The organism is Ktedonobacter sp. SOSP1-52 (assembly GCF_016587395.1).
Map to the genome: position 1 here is coordinate 64254 of NZ_BNJH01000001.1, position 16281 is coordinate 80534.

A 16281-nucleotide genomic window follows, 5' to 3' on the forward strand; every position below is an offset into this window, starting at 1 on the left:
CTCCAAGGTTGTGTTGTTACTCCTTTTCCTCTTTTCCGTCGATATAACAATGCGCTGTTTCTCCACAAGAGCAAAAGAGATCAAGGAGATCGTTTATGTCCATGGAAAAAATGAAGTATGTCCAAGCACGTACCATCTTACTGGAGCAGATCGCTTCCACGTTGCAAAAGGATGAGCGCTTTGTGGCAGCCTGGTTGGCTGGGAGCTTTGGTCGTGGTGAAGAGACGTGGCTCAGTGATCTGGATCTGTACGTCGTCGTCTCTGACGCCTCAAGTGCGTCTTTGTGTGCCACCCCCTGGCAGATCGGAGCGAAAACGACGGAAGAACGCCTCGCCCTGTTCAAGCAGTTTGGGACACCAGGAATCATTTTTGAGAGAAGGAACCACGCGAACCAGATTGACAGTATCCTCACCAATGTGGTTTATCAGGAGTCCGCTCAAAGTGTCGATTGGATGCTGATCCCGCAGGCAAAAGCCTACCGCGAACACGCTTCCCTTCTGCTCTTTGATAAAGTTGGTCTTCCTAAACCATCGGCACCAGAACCTGAAAGTCTTGAGCAGCGTATCGAGCGAGCTTCGACACATGTGGGTTTCTTCTGGATCATCGCTTGCGGAAGTGCGAGGGCTCTCGCTGCGGGCAGGCTTCTTCTTTTCTCCTCCTACCTGCTCGAACTGGAAGGGACGATTCGCGAAGTAAAAACAGCACTCCGGGGTGAACGTACGACGTACACAAAGCACACCAATCTACGAATGTCTTTCACACATGAGGAACGTGTAGCCATTTTACGTCGCCTTTGTGATGAAATGGAAAGTTTGATGCCCCAGGTAGTCCAGTTTGGGGGATACGTTCCAGTCTCACCTCGTGCCATTGTGGAGCTGCGACTCGCATTGCCTCCATCAGAGGAGCAAAACACGCTGCCATAAATCTCATCATTCCATGGGCTCTCAAACGTTGGTGGGGAGGCACTGACGGACGCATCTGTATTGGAAAACGGCTCTGCTTGAGGAAATGAGGGGGGAAAGAAAAGAATGCGATTGACAGAGCAAGCGAGAGATGATTAGCTCAAGAAAAAGAACTAAGCCTCGGAAAAGGTTCAGGAGGAAATGCATGCAACCACCAATATGGAAGCCTCCCGTGGAGTTGAGCGAGCAAGAAGAACAGATTGTGAAGCGGATTCGAAAAGCTAAATTATTTGTCTTTTTGCGTCAACACCGTCATGAACTGTTTGATGAAGCGTTCCAGCAGGAATTGGCGAGTTTGTACCAGAAAGCAGAGCGAGGGCAGCCGCCAGTGACCCCAGCAATGTTGGCCCTGGCACTCATCCTGGAAGCATACACTGGTGTATCCGATGATGAGGTCATTGAGGCGATGCTTATGGACCGGCGGTGGCAGTTGGTACTCGATTGTCTGAATTGCGAGCAAACACCTTTCAGTAAAGGCACATTGGTGGCCTTTCGCCAGCGGCTCATTGAGGGGCAGATGGATCGACGGCTGATCGAACGAACCATTGAGATCGCCAACCAAAGCCAGGCATTTGGTCCACGGGCCTTACGCGCCGCCTTAGATAGTAGTCCGTTGTGGGGAGCCGGACGAGTGGAAGACACCTGTAATTTGGTGGGACACGCGCTCAAAAAGGTCATGCGCGTGGTGGCTGGCCAGCAGGGGCGGGGGCTGGTCGAGGTAGCGAAGGAGGCCGGAGCAGAGTTGGTCTGTGGGAGCAGTTTGAAAGCGGCGTTAGATCGTGATTGGGATCAACAAATTCAGAAAGATGAGGCGCTGGGTCTGGTCTTGAATGTGTTACGAGCCGTAGAAACCTGGGTGCAGACTCTGCAACAGGAAGATGTGCTCTTGGCTCAGCCGTCTCTCTCAATTGCTCAACAGGTGAAGGCGCAAGATGTGCAGGTGGATGAGAAGGGAAAAGAGAGTCTGATAAAAGGAGTGGCAAAAGATCGACGTATTAGCGTTGAAGATGAGCAGATGCGCCATGGACGCAAAAGTCGAAGCATGCTGGTCGATGGGTACAAACGTCATGTCTTGCATGATCTGGACACGAGCCTCATCCGTGCGGTGGGAATCACGCCAGCCAATGTTCCCGAAGCCAGTGTCACGAGAGCCATCAGTGAAGATCTCTGCCAGCAAGAAGTTTCTTTAAAAGAACTGCATATCGACCGGGCCTATTTGAGCAGCCATTTCGTGCGGGAACGCAGCGATGATCTGGCGGTGTATTGCAAAGCCTGGCCGGTACGCGAGAGCAAACGCTTTTCCAAGCAAACTTTTACCTTAGATTGGGAACGGCAGATCATCCGGTGTCCGGCTGAGCAGGAGATGCCCTTTCTGCCCGGTGGGGTCGTCCACTTTCCCAAAGAGATCTGCGCTCAATGCCCATTGAAAGAGCAATGCACGACCAGCACCAAAGGGCGCAGCGTCAGCATCCATCCGGATGAAGCCTTGATCATCGAGTTACGTGAGCGCCAACAGACAGTGCAAGGGCGTGCTCAACTACGCGAACGAGTGGCCGTCGAGCATACCCTGGCTCATGTAGGTCAGTGGCAAGGACGCCGCGCTCGCTATCGAGGTGTGCGCAAGAACCTCTTCGATCTGCGCCGCTGTGCTGTTGTCCACAATTTGCATGTCCTGGCTCGCTCCCAGCAGCTTTCAGCTAAGCTTCAGGACTCTGCTTGATTTCTTGACCGGCTCTCTAGTAAGGCGTGCCGATGGGTACTATGTCCAGTTTGCAGTGCAAGCCGAACGAAACATTGAACATATCCCCACCGGAAAACAGGCTGGGATTGATGTTGGCTTAAAAGCATTCTCTACCGATTCTGAGGGCGTCACTGTTGAGAATCCCCGCCACTATCGCAAGGCCGAAAAACGTCTCAAACGCTTGCAGCGTCGTCTCTCCAAGAAGCAGAAAAAGAGTAAGAACCGCCGACGTGCTCGTCAAGCCGTCGCCAAAGCCCATTTAAAAGTTCAAAGGCAGCGTGAAGATTTTGCCAGAAAGCAGGCAAACGCGCTCGTCTCGTCTCACGACCTGATCGCCTTTGAAGACCTTCAGATCCGCAATATGGTCAGGAACCACCACCTTGCCAAGAGCATTCACGATGCTGGATGGGGACGTTTTCTCTTGTGGGTCAACTACTACGGCGCATTGCATAAGATCCCTGTCATTGCCGTATCCCCTCACTCTACCAGTCAGAACTGTTCCGCGTGTGGCACGCTTGTGAAGAAAAGTTTGAGCGTGCGTACACACATTTGTACTGATTGCGGAGTGGTGCTTGACAGGGACCATAATGCGGCTCTGAACATTTTGCAAAAGGCTCTCAGTACCATAGGGCATATGGAAACTGATGCACCTCTGAGTGCATAAAACGCTTCTGGACAGGAAGGCCGCTACTGGCTCTCAGTGGTGGGAGTCAGCACGTCGCCTGGGTGAAGGAAGAATCCCCCTGGATGTATCCGGGGGAGTGTCAAACGTGGTTGTTGAGATCCCTGAGCCAACCGTACAACGCAATGACACGGTTGTTGGTGTGGATTTGGGTTTGAATCGTCCCGCCGTGACCTCGCACCGTCAGTTCCTTGGCTCTCGCCACTGGAAAGAAGTTGACCGTCGCCGTTTTCGCCTCCGCCGCAAACTGCAGTCCAAAGGATCGCGCGTCTGCCAAACGGCATCTCAAAAAGATGTCGCGGAAGCAGATGCTTTTCCACCGGGACTGTGATCATGTCCTCTCCAAACGCATCGTGCAAAGTGTCATCCCTGGGGCTACTCTCGTTCTTGAGAACTTGACCAACCTTCGAGAAGGGGTTCGCCATCGCAAAGGTGAAGGGCAGCGGAAACTGCATTCCTGGTCCTTTGCGCAGTTGTATAGCTTTCTTGCCTACAAAGCGCAAGAGCAAGGAGTTGTGGTTGAGCGTATTGATCCTCGTCATACCTCGCAAACCTGTTCGCAGTGTGGGTATCAAGCCCGAAACAACCGCCGTTCTCAATCGGTCTTTCACTGCCGCTCCTGTGGCTATCAACTCAATGCCGACCTCAATGCTGCAATCAATATTCGGGAGAAGTACATGGCTTCTCTTGCTCAGGATGGTACATCTGTCCTGAGTGGGTCGTTGTCAGACGGCCTCTCGTCTCAACCCCTCGTGGGTGACAAGCCCCTGCATGTATGCATGGGGTATTGAAACCGATCATTGAAGATATAGCGAATCCTTGACAATCACTGAGAATCCTGATACACTTTTCCTATGAAACTCAGTGATTACGCGAAACAACAAGGGGTCCGCTATGAGACGGCCTGGCGCTGGTTCCGAGACGGCAAGATTCAGGGTCGACGCGTGGGAGCGCACACGATCCTGATCGATGAACCTGCAAGATCCGCCAGCCCGGTGAAAGCTGCGACGGTGGTGTACACCCGCGTCTCCTCAGCCGAGAACAAGGCGAGCCTGGACAGTCAGGCGGAGCGGCTCGTGGCGTACTGTGCGGCTCGTGGCTATCAGGTGAGCAAGGTGGTCAAAGAAATTGGTTCGGGGGTCAACGACAATCGACCCAAGTTTCTGGCGCTCCTGGCTGATCCCAACATCGGGCGGATTGTCATTGAACACAAAGACCGGGGGACGCGCTTTGGCTTTCGCTATATTGAGACGCTCCTCACCGCTTGCGGGCGGGAAATCGAGGTGGTCAATCAGGCCGAAAATGAGACCGAAGATCTGCTCACCGACCTGACGAGCATCATTTATAGCTTCTGTGCCAGACTCTATGGGCAGCGTCGAGCGAAACGAAAGACCGAGCGCATTGTCCAGGAATTGGAGGCGCAAGATGCACCTGGTTGAAAAGCATGTGATTGCGCAGACCGATCCGCGCTTTGCCTGCGTGGATGCAGCCTGTTTTGCCTCCAAGAATCTCTACAATGCCGCCCTCTATGCGTTGCGTCAAACTTTCTTTTTGACCAACACCAGCCTCTCCTATCCTGCGCTGGATAAGCGGATGCAAGAGCACGAGGCATACCGGGCGTTGCCTGCTAAAGTCGCGCAACAGGTGCTCAAGCAGGTCTGCACCGCCTGGTCGAGTTTCTGGGCGGCGCTTCTGGTGTATCGAGAGATCCCGGCAAAGTTCGTGGGGCGTCCTCACCTCCCAAAGTACTTGCCCAAGGCGAAGGGGCGGAACCTGCTCGTCTATACCATGCAAGCGGTGAGCCGAGGCAAACGGACCCTGGATCGGGGGATCATCCAGCCCTCGCAACTGGGCATCCAGGTGAAAACCCGGCAAGACCCCAAAGCCATCGCGCAGGTGCGCGTGGTTCCCAAAGTGGGCTATGTCGTGGTCGAAGTCATCTCTGAACACGAACCCACCGTCATGGCGGTTGATCCTGATCTGCTCGCCGGACTCGATCCGGGTATGGATAATCTGGCCACGCTAACTTCAAACAAACCAGGCTTTGTCCCGGTGATTGTTAACGGGCGCGGCATCAAGTCCTGTAACCAGTATTATAACAAACAACGAGCCGTGCTCCAGAAATCCCTCGGACATCCTGGCCGAAGTCGGCGCGTGGAACAGTTGACGACTCGACGCAATCGGCGGATCGAGCACGACCTGCATACGGCCAGCCGCTTCCTGATTGATCTTTTGGTCGCCGAGGGGATCGGGACGTTGATCATCGGCAAGAATCCGTTGCAAAAACAAGAGATCCGCTTAGGGAAGCGCACCAATCAGCACTTTGTGCAGATCCCGCATGCGCGCTTCATTCAGATGCTCGAGTATAAAGCGGAACTGGTCGGCATTCGCGTGATCCTCACCGAAGAGTCGTACACGAGCAAAGCCAGCTTGCTTGATCTCGACCCCCTGCCCGTGTATCGCAAAGGCGAGCAGGTGGCCTACCAGTTTAGCGGGAAGCGCATCGAGCGGGGACTGTATCGAGCAGCCGATGGGCGAGTCATCCATGCTGATGTCAATGGCGCAGGGAATATTATCCGCAAAGTAGCTCCTGGAGCTTTCGAGCGCAAGGGAGTAGAGGATGGGGAGTGCAGGGTCCATCTGCCGGTAGTCCATCCGGTGAGGAAGTCATTCCCTCACAAACCCGCTCGCGAGAAAATCCTGGCTCCTGTCAGGATTCGCTAGTCGCGACGGAACATAAAAGTCGGGCCTTCAGGCAGGAGACTCCTGCTTCAAGGTGTTGATATTTCTAACATGAGATGCTAACATAGCGCAGTAGGGAGTAGAAACGTGCTAAATTGGCCAGGTAGGAAATATGGGAGATAAATGTGTATCGTACATGGCAAGAACTCCTGGGAGAAATTATTAAGGATCCTCAAGAAAGACAACGCATCGCTCAAGAGGTTGGTGTCAATCCTATCACTCTTCTACGTTGGGTGAATAAAGAATCAAAACCTCGTCACGAAAATATACGCCTCTTGCTCGGAGCGATCCCGCGCCACTCCTATAAGGCATTTGCTCAATTGATCATCGCGGATTTCCCGAGTTTCTCTCAGGAGACAACGAGCAGACCACCAGATCCGCCATCTGCATTTTATACACGTGTCCTGAGTGCTTACGCGAATACCCCTAAAGCATTGTTTTCGTTTGTAATGTATGAACTCATTTTACAGCAAATCATCGAACACCTTGATCCAGACCGCCTGGGGATGGCGGTAACCATTATGCGCTGTGTGCGGCCCCTTCAAGGAACCAGGGTTCGGAGCCTGCGTCAAATTAACGGGAAAGGAACACCTCCCTGGAATAGCAACCTCGAACAGGAAACGATCTTCCTGGGGGCCGAGTCTCTTGCTGGCACGGCCGTTATGTACGGTCGCCTGACCGCGGTTCAAAGTCGCGAAGATCCGTACACGTTTACACACTGGACAGAACATGAACAAAGTGCGGTAGCGCATCCTCTCACGCACAAGGAAAAGATAGCTGGGTGCTTGCTTATTTCAAGCACCCAGCCTCAGTATTTTACCAGGAATCACTTAGCCGCGGTTGAACATTACGCCAATCTGATGTCGTTGCTCTTTGAGCCAGAGTATTTTTTTGATTTTAACAATATCAAACTGGATATCATGCCGCATTATACGATACAAAAGCCATATTTTCGCCACGTTGGAGAGCGCATCACGCAAAAAATAGCGGCAGCAACAGCAGCAAAAAGCTTCATAACGTTTCAAGAGGCCCAGGAGAGCGTATGGCAGGAGATAGAAGAGCAGCTTCTAATGCTACCATCTACTTGGGAAACATAGAGCCCCTCAACCTGTTACCTCTCAGTCAGAAACCCCACACATGAATGACCGGGGCTTTCTCGCCACGTTTTCTGTAAATAGCACCCCAAAAGCACTTGTCTGCTTTGTGCATGTTGGTAGCAGTGTGTTCCTACATAGAGAGAACTCCTCATACTCGACGATAAGTAGTGGGCCCTTGAGTATTAACGGACCGGAATAGGGGTTTGCCCACAGTTGGAACAGAAAATTGGAATAGGAAAATAGCCTAAAGGACCCATGCTGCTTGGGGTCAGCGCACCCAAACCTGAATTCTGTACGCTAAGGCTGGGATGCGCTGACCCCAAGCAGAGCAATCAACTCCTAGAGATGCTCAGTACGATCTGTGAAAACCTTTCTCGCAAGGCCGATGCCATTGAGCGCGGCAGGGAATCCTACATACCGCCATCTGTTGAGTCGTTTCCACCCACGGAATGCGCAACGAAGCTCAAAAAACCGAGCAGATAAGAAAGCGTTCGCTATCGAAGCTGATTTCTTCGCGATGGTGCGTTATCTCTTGTTTCAAACTTGCCCGCCTTCATCACAGCGTTGCCAGGAGAAAAGTTCCTCACGTCTTTTCTGTCGTCATGCTTTTTTCTACAGGCTGAGCACTGCGTGAGCGAGTCGGCAAACCAGAGGAACGACGTCTTCAAGACGACGTGCAGGGCCAGCAAGAGCCTCGAAGGACTCAAAGCTAAGGAGAGCATAGAGCACAGTAACGAGCTCGTTGAGTGCGTCTGGATCTGCATGGTCGTGTTCCCCTACGATGCGCTGTACGAGAACCCGAAGACCTTTCCGTCGCCGTTCGTCCCGTGCTCGTATCACCTGCTCGAAATCAGGATCAAGGGCCGCTAGACCGCGCAGACGACGAGTGACGAGCCGATCAGCCTCCCAGAAATGACCAAAGATGCGAATATATTCATCTAACCCCTCACGCGGATCAGGTTGACGGAACGCCAAAGCGAGCTGCTCCATTTCGCCAGTCACTGCCAGAGAGTCGCAGAGTGCTTCGAGCAGACCTATTTTGGAGCCAAACTGATGATAGACCGTCATGCGGGCCACGTCGGCTCGACGGGCAACCGCTTCGATGGAGAAGCCGGAAAAGCTGGCGCTTTCCATCAGCAATTCGCGAGCCGCCTGGAGAACGCGGGATCGAGTCTGTGAGCTTCCCGCTTGACGCTGACCGAGTTGATAGGGACGTGGACTCATAGAGACTTGACATCCTCCATATTTTTATTGTATGGTCTGTATACCCAAATATTTATTAGACAATCTGTCTATACAATATATTGGATGAGGAAACGTCTGTCAAGGAGTCCAGCAGCATGGACAATGGTGGCTGGCACGTTGCCACTTCTGGAAGACGGGTTAGCTCTCATCTTTCGTACACTGGACAGAAAAAGGAAAAAAGAGAAGATCATGACTGAAGATCAATCATCTGCCGAGGACACCAGGACGAAAATGGATACGGTGGTGCGCACCTCCCGCCCGCTCAAGGTGGGGATCAACCTGCCAATCACCGAAGGTGCTCTGGCTGGCAAGACCGCAAGGTGGGCAGATCTGTTCGCCATAGCTTCACAGGCGGAAGTGCTTGGCTTTGACTCCCTCTGGGTGCCTGATCATTTGCTCCTCCAATGGCAGGAACACACACAAGGGATCTGGGAGTGCTGGTCATTGCTGGCTGCGCTGGCCGCCGTGACCCATCGTGTGGAATTGGGTTCGCTCGTCGCCTGTACGGCCTTCCGCAATCCGGCACTGCTCGCCAAGATGGTTGATACCATCGATGAGATCAGTGGGGGACGCCTGATCCTCGGACTCGGTGCCGGATGGGATGGACCTGAGCACCAGGCATTCGATATCAAGAGCGACCATCGTGTGGACCGTTTCGAGGAGGCGTTGCAGATCATAGTTCCGCTGCTGCGGACAGGGCGAGTTGATTTCGCAGGCACGTACTATCAGGCGCGGAACTGCGAACTACGGCCTCGCGGGCCACGCCCCGGCGGCCCTCCGATCCTGATTGGTGCCAAAGGGCCTCGTATGTTACGCCTCGCTGCGACCTATGCCGACCTCTGGAATGCAGAGGGGCCACTGCAAGGACTTGAGCAGATCAGTTCACAGCAAGCAGTAGGCGATGCCGCGTGTACCGCTATTGGACGTGATCCCGCCACGCTTGGTCGCAGTGCCTCCGTGGTGGTCAAACTCCCCATGACACAGGGATGGTCTCACTCTTCTGCACAGGGGAAGCAACCGGGGCCAACGTCACCTGAGGAAGTTGCCGAGATACTCCGTAGCTATGCTCGCGCGGGCCTCTCTCATGCCCAGCTCTGGCTTATGCCCAACACGCTCGCTAGTCTGGAGTGGTTCAAGACGGTTCTCGATCTGCTAGACCAAGGTGAAGCGTGATTTCAACGCCAAGTCCGCGCAAACTATCTGAGTTTTCCAAGAGGAGGGAATCATGGAACTGCACATTGTCAACGAGAATCCCAAATATCCCCCGGTCAAGCTGATTGAGCCGACAACGCTTGGGTACATTCATCTCGCCGCAGTTGTACAGCCTCGCCAGGCACCATTCATGCCCATCAGACGCGAGAAGGGCCAACTGATTGCAAGGCTCAAGTACCTCGCGCAGCAGCTTGAACAGCTTGAAGCGGTCGAGAAGGCGACCGTCTTTCACGCCATCGTGATGGCACCATCCAGTGGTTATGTTAAGCAACACCGCGACTCGATTCATCTTCCTCGCTATGACATCGTCGTGCTTGTTGAGACACGGTCACCTGAAACCGCGCGCCAAGTGCAGAAGATGGAAGAATATGCCATGCTGGTTGATGCTCTTAGCAGCAAAGCCAGTGATCTGCACAGCATCGTCGCACGCAACGTGAAGCGCGTTGGGGATGTCGAGAAGAGGCGCAAAGGGATTTTTCTCTTCAACTACTTTGTAGGTGAAGACTCACAAGTGACTTTGGCCCTCTGGGACTATCTGGCTGGCTGGTATGCCGTGGAGACAGGAATGGACAATTCCACCCTCCTCCTCCCACTGGAGGGAGAGCAGTCCGACTATACCATCATCAACCACGCGCGCTGGAATGGACTGTTGAGCTTTCTGTGGCAGCAGGTTACTAAGAAGAGCTTCAGGACTTATATGCAGGCGAATCTCAATGTGAACCATGTTGGGGCCATGCCCATTTTCTATCATCTTGCATAGGGGAAGCGGATTTCTGTTCGCAATCCGATAAGCATTTTCAGTTCGGCTTATTCCGTGGTGATGATACGCCCACGTCTACCTTTGAGTGCTACCGTCACCTCATTGCCGAGCTTGGGTGGCCTTCGCATGCTTGCATCAGAACACCAGACACCAAGCGGGAATGCAGGGGTCTGGTGTTCTGATACAACTCATGTATTATCTAGCAGAAACTTTCATGAGGAGGAAAAGACCTCGTTGCTCGCTCTGAGGAACCTCCATCTCACCAAAATGTAGCCTGATGAGCAGTTCCTAATTGCTCATATCAGACTGTATACATGGCCTGTTTTCTTTTCAAAACATGTCCCGGACACACGAAGCGCGCCAGATGTTCAGGTGGCAGACAGTCGCCCAGCCCCACTGCCAGATCAAGCGCCTGGTCGTAGTCCCCCTTTTTGAATCTTCTACTTATACTTACCAGCATATCTTGATGAAGCGTTTGTAAAATACGCTCAAAGACGTTCGTAGTCCATCACCGTCCGCTCATTCACTACATTGCCGGTATGCTTTGTAGATTTTGGTTCCAGCAGTAACACTTGGGCTTCTTCTTCTGCTATTGGCAGGTGCTCAACTCCTTTCGGAACGATAAAAAACTCTCCTTCTTCCAACCTGACATCACGATCACGCAATTTCAAGAGCAATTTGCCCTTGATCACCAGAAAGAGCTCATCTTCCCTTTCGTGCATATGCCAGAACAACTCGCCTTTCAGCTTCGCAAGAAGGACATATGAGTCATTCAACTCCCCAACAATTTTCGGAGTCCAATGCTGCTCGAACAATGCGAATTTCTCAGTGAGGCGAACTTTCTCCATGAACCATCTCCTTTTTTTCTTATGTATATCTCGTTTCATTCTTCCCCAGCCAGATGAGGAGAGCCTGAAGCGACGGCTGGCGTGTTCGTACCATGGGCCTGTTCCAAGATTATGGTCTCTCTCTTTCCTTGTCTCCAGCGTGTTTCCATTTTATAGCAGCAGAATGGTTAATGACCATTGGCAAAAAAGACCACCTATAGAGGTAGTGCCTCTTTTTTACAGGCTCGAAGAAACGTGGCAGGACTCCTTTTCTCCGACAGACTGCTAGCTAGCCGACACGTTGTTCGGTACCCGTTGGTCCGCCGCCTCCTGTGGTGAAGTATGTCTTCTCCGAGAGATGAGCAAGCTTGAGAGTAGCCCGAACACCAGAGCGACAGCCATCACAATGAGAGAGCCTCCCAGGTCTGGTTTGGTCGTCATCAGGAAGACAATCCCAAGCAGCAGAACCGCCGTGGTTTGCGATGTCGTCCAGAGGATGGGGTTGTAGATGTGCTGAGAGAGCGCGAGAGAAATCTTCCCCTCTGGGGCTGAATGCTCCAGTTGCTTGATGAGGGCTCTTCTCCGTGGCCCGATGAGCACAGCATTGGTTGGGAGGATCAGGATCAAGCTGATCAGCGCGACGAGAATCCAGCTCGTCAGCAAGCTCCAGACCGACAGGGCCAGGTAGAGTCCTGCGATGAGCAGCACGAGTCCGCTGCCGTCGCCGAACGGGACTGACAGGTCATTCACATACATGAGGGCACGCACTTCTTCGACGCGCTGTGCTCGCCGCAGGCCTACCAGAATGAACAGCCAGCTACCAATGCTCAGAAAGTAGCCAATGGCTCCGATGATATGCACAAACAGGACGATGGTATAGATGCTCATGATCTTTCTCCTTAACAGCATTTCAGGCAGTTGCGCCAGCAGTTTCTGTTCACGTTGCCACTATAAGTCACTTTGGCAGAGATCCTACTCATACCTCAATGTGTGCTTAAGAGGGGGACACGGTAGCATGTTTGAGACGCTCGACGTAACGATCAATCACGGGTTTTGCTTCGGGGATAGGCGCAAACTGGAACAGATGGGACAGGCCCTCTTTCTCAATGAATTCTAGATCAACGCCTTTTTCGCTGAGAGAGCTTTCCTTGCCGGAGAGCCGTGCCTGTGTTTCACATCTCAGGCCCGAATGGCATTGGTGGAAGCTCAGGCTGGCTCGTGGGCTGTCGAGACGACCACACCCCAAAACCGAGCCAGGCCAACCCGAGGAGGAATAGCACAGTGCCAGTCGTGCCAACTGCCGGGAGAAGGAAGCTCCCGCCTAAGTTGAGCACTACCCCAAGGATGAGCGGTAGACCTACCCAGCGCGTTAAGACGGTGGTGCGCAGCATCGCTACGCCGAGCGACACGCTACCAACTACTCCCAGCAGACTTCCGACAAGAAAAAGGATCAGTAATCCTTGTGGGGGCGACCCTTTCAGGAGGGAAGGGGCCGCCGATGCGAGGAACGGCAGAATGACGGCTGCGATGGTATCATTAACTACTCCCGTGATGAGAACGTAGACAAGTGTGGACAGGAAACCGATCAGCCCTAAGAGACCTACTCGTTGGGCTTGTCTGCTATACATCCCAGGCAACCCTACGACGATCAACATGTCGCCAATGATGCGAAGCAGAGCCGCTGTGGCGGCGATAGGACTGGTAGGATCTTCACCCGTGAAGAAGACGGGAACGGCAGCAAGAGCAGCGAACAAGCCTCCTATGAGTAAGCTGATCCCGCTCAAGCGATACAGTGTTGTTGATGACATGGTGTATTTCCTCTCTCCTTGTTTGACATCGTTTTTCTCTTGCTCACGTTGTCTGTTCTCCGCTCGCGGGTCACGGCGCGAGTGAAATGCACTCTTGATCATTTCTGTTTCACTCGTCGCCTGCGTTTACTTGCCCGAGAGCCGTGCGACAACGGGAGCAAAGGTTTCCAGGTCCGGTTCGAAGACACTGATGTAAGAAATGCCAAAGCGCTCACGATTCGCCAGCACCTGTTCACAAATCTGATCCACCGAGCCAACCAGGGTATAAATGCCCTGGGGGGACTGCTGCTCTCTGGTGGTCCGAGACCGAAAGAGCGCAGAGATCCTTGGATCGAGTCGCTGTTCTGTATCTGTCCTGACCCCTCCAATCACAAAGTTGCCAAGCTCAATCTGGGCGAAGCGGTCTCCTGCCGCCTCGCGAATCCAGGCGATTTGCTGTGTCGTTGCCTCCGCCGTCGCCTCGGTCATGTCAAGGCTATTGCCGTCTGGTGCCACAGGAGGATTGAGGGTAATGATGTCGGCGTAGCGGCCAGCAATCGACAACATCCGTTTCCCTCCACCAGAGAGCAGCAGAGGGGGATGGGGATGTTGGAAAGGTTTGGGAAAGACCTCAAATCCGTTCAGCGAGTAGGAGCGACCAGCAAAGGTCATCGGCCCATCGGAGAAGAGACCTTTGAACACTTGAACGGCTTCCTCTAGCCTACCCACACGTTGACTTGCGGGATCGAAGGGAATGCCTGCCATCTGGGACTCTCTGGCGATCCATCCTGCACCCAGTCCAAGCTCGAAGCGTCCTTCGGAGAGCAGATCAAGCGTGGCAACCTCTTTGGCAAGCAAAGCAAGGTGCCGGTAATTGATGTCGAGGACCAGCGTTCCGAGACGCAGCGTTGTGCTGGCCTCTGCTGCTGCCATGAGCGCTAGCGTGGGAGAGAACTGGTTTCCCAGGTGATCTGGCGCCTGCAGAACTGCGTAACCAAGATCCTCGACGTTGTGAACTTTGGCGATCCATTCCTGCCTGGTGGCGGCCCCAAGCAATGTGACCCCAAAACGAAAGGGATGGGTCGTACTCATACGATCTTTCTCTTCCTTCTATAGTTAAAGTTTTCGGTACTCGATGTGCCAGAAAAGCGAATGAAACATGATCTATCACCTGCCAGGCTACGTATGCCTGCTCCTTGGGCTGTTCCACGGCTCAAGCTATCGAGGCCTTTTGCGCATCAGGCGGATCGAAAGCTGTGCGATCCAACACCCGCTCACAATGATGCCAATTCGTGCAATGAGTCCTACTGGACCCCCGTCCAACAATTTGAAGGTGAGGACGAAGACGACATCAGAGGCGACGACCAGCAGACCTGTGGCAACCGAATACCAGGCCCAGCCGCGCGAGGCTGGATCGGCGGCCTCGCGCCGTGCCAGCACGAAGCAAGCCGCAGCCAGCGAGATGAACTGCAGCTGACCAAAGAGATTATGAATGGTTCCGGGAATGGTTGTAATGCTCGACGCTCCGGATGGGTACCCCAGCACCGGATCGGTCACGAAGATCCCAATACCGATGAAGCTGAGGCCAAAGAGGCCGAGCAGGATGGGTCCCCAGGTAGAACCACGTCCGGTGCGCAGGACGCGCCTGAGCCCGATGGCAAAAGCGAGCAGGAGCACTCCGCTGACGATGTAGTTGGTGATTTGGATCCACCCACCAGGCCCTAGTTCGAGCGAGCTGTCGGGGATTTGCCAGGCATTGTAGCCAGAACGTGTGGCTCCAAGGATGAGAAGGACAAGCATGTTGCACAGCGAACCAAGGGCACCGCAAACCAGGAGCAGTCCCGTCGCCGTTGACTGTTCTCCAGTACTTTGCGCTAAAGTTTTCATGTGTTTTTTCCTTTGCAGTAAGAACATAGAACCATTCTCTAGAAAGTCTCGTACCTACGCTTTTCCCATTTGAAGATACCGAAGAAGGCCAGGGTGTGCTGACCGCTTCCTCCCATTCAATCAGCGATGGCCTGGTAAGCCAGAGTGCTGAAATCGCGGGAGATGTCGAGGGCCATGGCGCGCTGGGTGAGTATAATGCCTATCAAAACCTCTTTGGGGTCACAAAACCAGGAGGTGCCCAGACTACCATCCCAGCCATAGCGGCCTGGAACCGAGGCAAGATCGTCTCGCCGGGTCTCCACAGAGACCCCGAAGCCCCAGCCATGCGTCTCGAAGAAGCCAGGAAGCGGAGGGCTCGACACCGCTTTCTGGGCAGGCGTCAACTGGTCAGTAATCATAGCCTCAATCGAGAGCCGCGACAGGATGCGTTCGCTGCCATGCCTGCCTTCTGAGAGCATCATCTGAGCGAAGGCCAGGTAGTCGTCAAGCGTCGAGACCAGCCCGCTGGCCCCGGACGGGAAAGCGGGTGGATGGCCCCACTGGCTCTCCTCGACGCTATCAAAGAGTTCGAGAGCCCCGCTGGCCGGGTTGGGGATGTAGCTGTTTGCCAGTCGATCTCGTTTGTCAGCCGGAACACTGAAGCCGGTGTCTTTCATACCAAGTGGCTCGAAGAGCCGTTCGCGCAGGAATGTCTCCAGGGGCTGACCGGAGACGCGCGCGATCAGCACCCCCAACACGTTGGACCCTATCCCGTAGAGCCACCGCTCCCCAGGTTGGTACATAAGTGGGAGCGTGCCCAGACGGCGAAGCCACTCATCGGGATCGGGCATTGCCTGGGAGCTGGCGGCTGGCCTCATCCCGATCTGCGACTCGTTGGCGGCCTTCAGGATTGGATATTCCCCTGTTGGCGCCAACAGGAGTCCAAAGCCCAGCGTAAAGGTGAGCAGGTCGCGCACCGTGATTGGACGCTGCGCGGGCACCGTCTCGTCAAGCGGCGCGTCGATGCGCCCCAGCACCTTGCGGTTAGCCAGTTCCGGCAGCCACTTCTCCACCGCATCGTCCAGGTGCACTTTGCCTTCTTCTACCAGAGTCATCGTCGCTGCCGCTGTGATGGGCTTGCTCATTGAACTAATGCGGAAGATCGTGTCGCGCCGCATCGGCTCAGAACCACCGAGCGACGTGTTGCCCATGACATCGATATGGATCTCGCCACGTCGGCAAACGCCCATGACAATGCCAGGCACCTCGCCGCGCTCCACATAGCCCTCCATGATCCTGCCCAGGTGTAACAGCCGCTCACTGGACAAACTTTCGGTTTTCATTATCTCTTTCCTCCTTA

16 protein-coding genes and 1 pseudogene are annotated in these 16281 nt (G+C 53.9%); 10 read left to right on the forward strand and 7 right to left on the reverse strand.

What is annotated here, in order from left to right:
- Positions 1–95: 95 nt before the first annotated feature.
- From JMJ16_RS00320 to JMJ16_RS00355, 8 genes and pseudogenes are all read left to right on the forward strand, one after another.
- Positions 96–923: a nucleotidyltransferase domain-containing protein gene (locus JMJ16_RS00320; protein ID WP_201377465.1), complete on the forward strand. Its 828-nt coding sequence runs from the start codon at positions 96–98 to the stop codon at positions 921–923.
- Positions 924–1107: 184 nt separating this feature from the next.
- Entirely contained in the window at positions 1108–2682 is a 1575-nt protein-coding gene (locus JMJ16_RS00325) for an IS1182 family transposase (protein WP_201377468.1), read from the forward strand.
- Between the two features lie 16 nt (positions 2683–2698).
- Positions 2699–3367: pseudogene (locus JMJ16_RS00330) on the forward strand (RNA-guided endonuclease InsQ/TnpB family protein); the annotation flags it as partial.
- A gap of 106 nt (positions 3368–3473) precedes the next feature.
- Complete coding sequence (locus tag JMJ16_RS00335) at positions 3474–3716, forward strand: hypothetical protein (protein WP_201377471.1); 243 nt, start codon at positions 3474–3476, stop codon at positions 3714–3716.
- Positions 3694–4176 carry an RNA-guided endonuclease TnpB family protein gene (locus tag JMJ16_RS00340; RefSeq protein WP_201377473.1) on the forward strand — a complete coding sequence of 161 codons (483 nt, stop codon included), beginning with the start codon at positions 3694–3696 and terminating at the stop codon, positions 4174–4176. Before JMJ16_RS00335 ends, JMJ16_RS00340 begins: the two co-directional genes overlap by 23 nt.
- Before the next feature lie 63 nt (positions 4177–4239).
- Entirely contained in the window at positions 4240–4824 is a 585-nt protein-coding gene (locus tag JMJ16_RS00345; RefSeq protein WP_201377475.1) for an IS607 family transposase, read from the forward strand.
- Complete coding sequence (locus tag JMJ16_RS00350) at positions 4811–6109, forward strand: RNA-guided endonuclease TnpB family protein (protein WP_201377477.1); 1299 nt, start codon at positions 4811–4813, stop codon at positions 6107–6109. The genes JMJ16_RS00345 and JMJ16_RS00350 overlap by 14 nt, the downstream gene beginning before the upstream one ends.
- A gap of 143 nt (positions 6110–6252) precedes the next feature.
- Positions 6253–7224 (forward strand): GAF domain-containing protein, encoded by a 972-nt coding sequence (locus tag JMJ16_RS00355; RefSeq protein WP_201377479.1) that lies wholly within the window; start codon positions 6253–6255, stop codon positions 7222–7224.
- A 612-nt stretch (positions 7225–7836) separates the two neighbouring features.
- Here the strand turns inward: JMJ16_RS00355 and JMJ16_RS00360 are convergent.
- Positions 7837–8448 (reverse strand): TetR/AcrR family transcriptional regulator, encoded by a 612-nt coding sequence (locus tag JMJ16_RS00360; protein WP_201377481.1) that lies wholly within the window; start codon positions 8446–8448, stop codon positions 7837–7839.
- A gap of 210 nt (positions 8449–8658) precedes the next feature.
- Here JMJ16_RS00360 and JMJ16_RS00365 point away from each other — a divergent pair, with 210 nt between their 5' ends.
- Together JMJ16_RS00365 and JMJ16_RS00370 are read left to right on the forward strand one after the other, a co-directional pair.
- The gene (locus tag JMJ16_RS00365; protein WP_201377483.1) at positions 8659–9642 is read left to right on the forward strand and encodes an LLM class flavin-dependent oxidoreductase; all 984 of its coding nucleotides are present in this window, start codon (positions 8659–8661) and stop codon (positions 9640–9642) included.
- Between the two features lie 52 nt (positions 9643–9694).
- Positions 9695–10441 (forward strand): hypothetical protein, encoded by a 747-nt coding sequence (locus JMJ16_RS00370; RefSeq protein WP_201377485.1) that lies wholly within the window; start codon positions 9695–9697, stop codon positions 10439–10441.
- Between the two features lie 488 nt (positions 10442–10929).
- Here the strand turns inward: JMJ16_RS00370 and JMJ16_RS00375 are convergent, their stop codons facing one another.
- The 6 genes from JMJ16_RS00375 to JMJ16_RS00400 all read right to left on the reverse strand — a co-directional run bounded on the left by JMJ16_RS00375 (position 10930) and on the right by JMJ16_RS00400 (position 16264).
- Positions 10930–11289 carry a cupin domain-containing protein gene (locus JMJ16_RS00375; RefSeq protein ID WP_201377488.1) on the reverse strand — a complete coding sequence of 120 codons (360 nt, stop codon included), beginning with the start codon at positions 11287–11289 and terminating at the stop codon, positions 10930–10932.
- Between the two features lie 264 nt (positions 11290–11553).
- Positions 11554–12156: a DUF2269 family protein gene (locus JMJ16_RS00380; RefSeq protein ID WP_201377491.1), complete on the reverse strand. Its 603-nt coding sequence runs from the start codon at positions 12154–12156 to the stop codon at positions 11554–11556.
- A 284-nt stretch (positions 12157–12440) separates the two neighbouring features.
- Entirely contained in the window at positions 12441–13076 is a 636-nt protein-coding gene (locus JMJ16_RS00385; protein ID WP_201374799.1) for a hypothetical protein, read from the reverse strand.
- A gap of 126 nt (positions 13077–13202) precedes the next feature.
- Complete coding sequence (locus tag JMJ16_RS00390) at positions 13203–14147, reverse strand: TIGR03621 family F420-dependent LLM class oxidoreductase (protein WP_201377494.1); 945 nt, start codon at positions 14145–14147, stop codon at positions 13203–13205.
- Between the two features lie 126 nt (positions 14148–14273).
- Entirely contained in the window at positions 14274–14942 is a 669-nt protein-coding gene (locus tag JMJ16_RS00395) for a DUF998 domain-containing protein (protein ID WP_201374797.1), read from the reverse strand.
- A gap of 116 nt (positions 14943–15058) precedes the next feature.
- Positions 15059–16264 carry a serine hydrolase gene (locus JMJ16_RS00400; RefSeq protein ID WP_201377497.1) on the reverse strand — a complete coding sequence of 402 codons (1206 nt, stop codon included), beginning with the start codon at positions 16262–16264 and terminating at the stop codon, positions 15059–15061.
- Between the last annotated feature and the right edge of the window lie 17 nt (positions 16265–16281).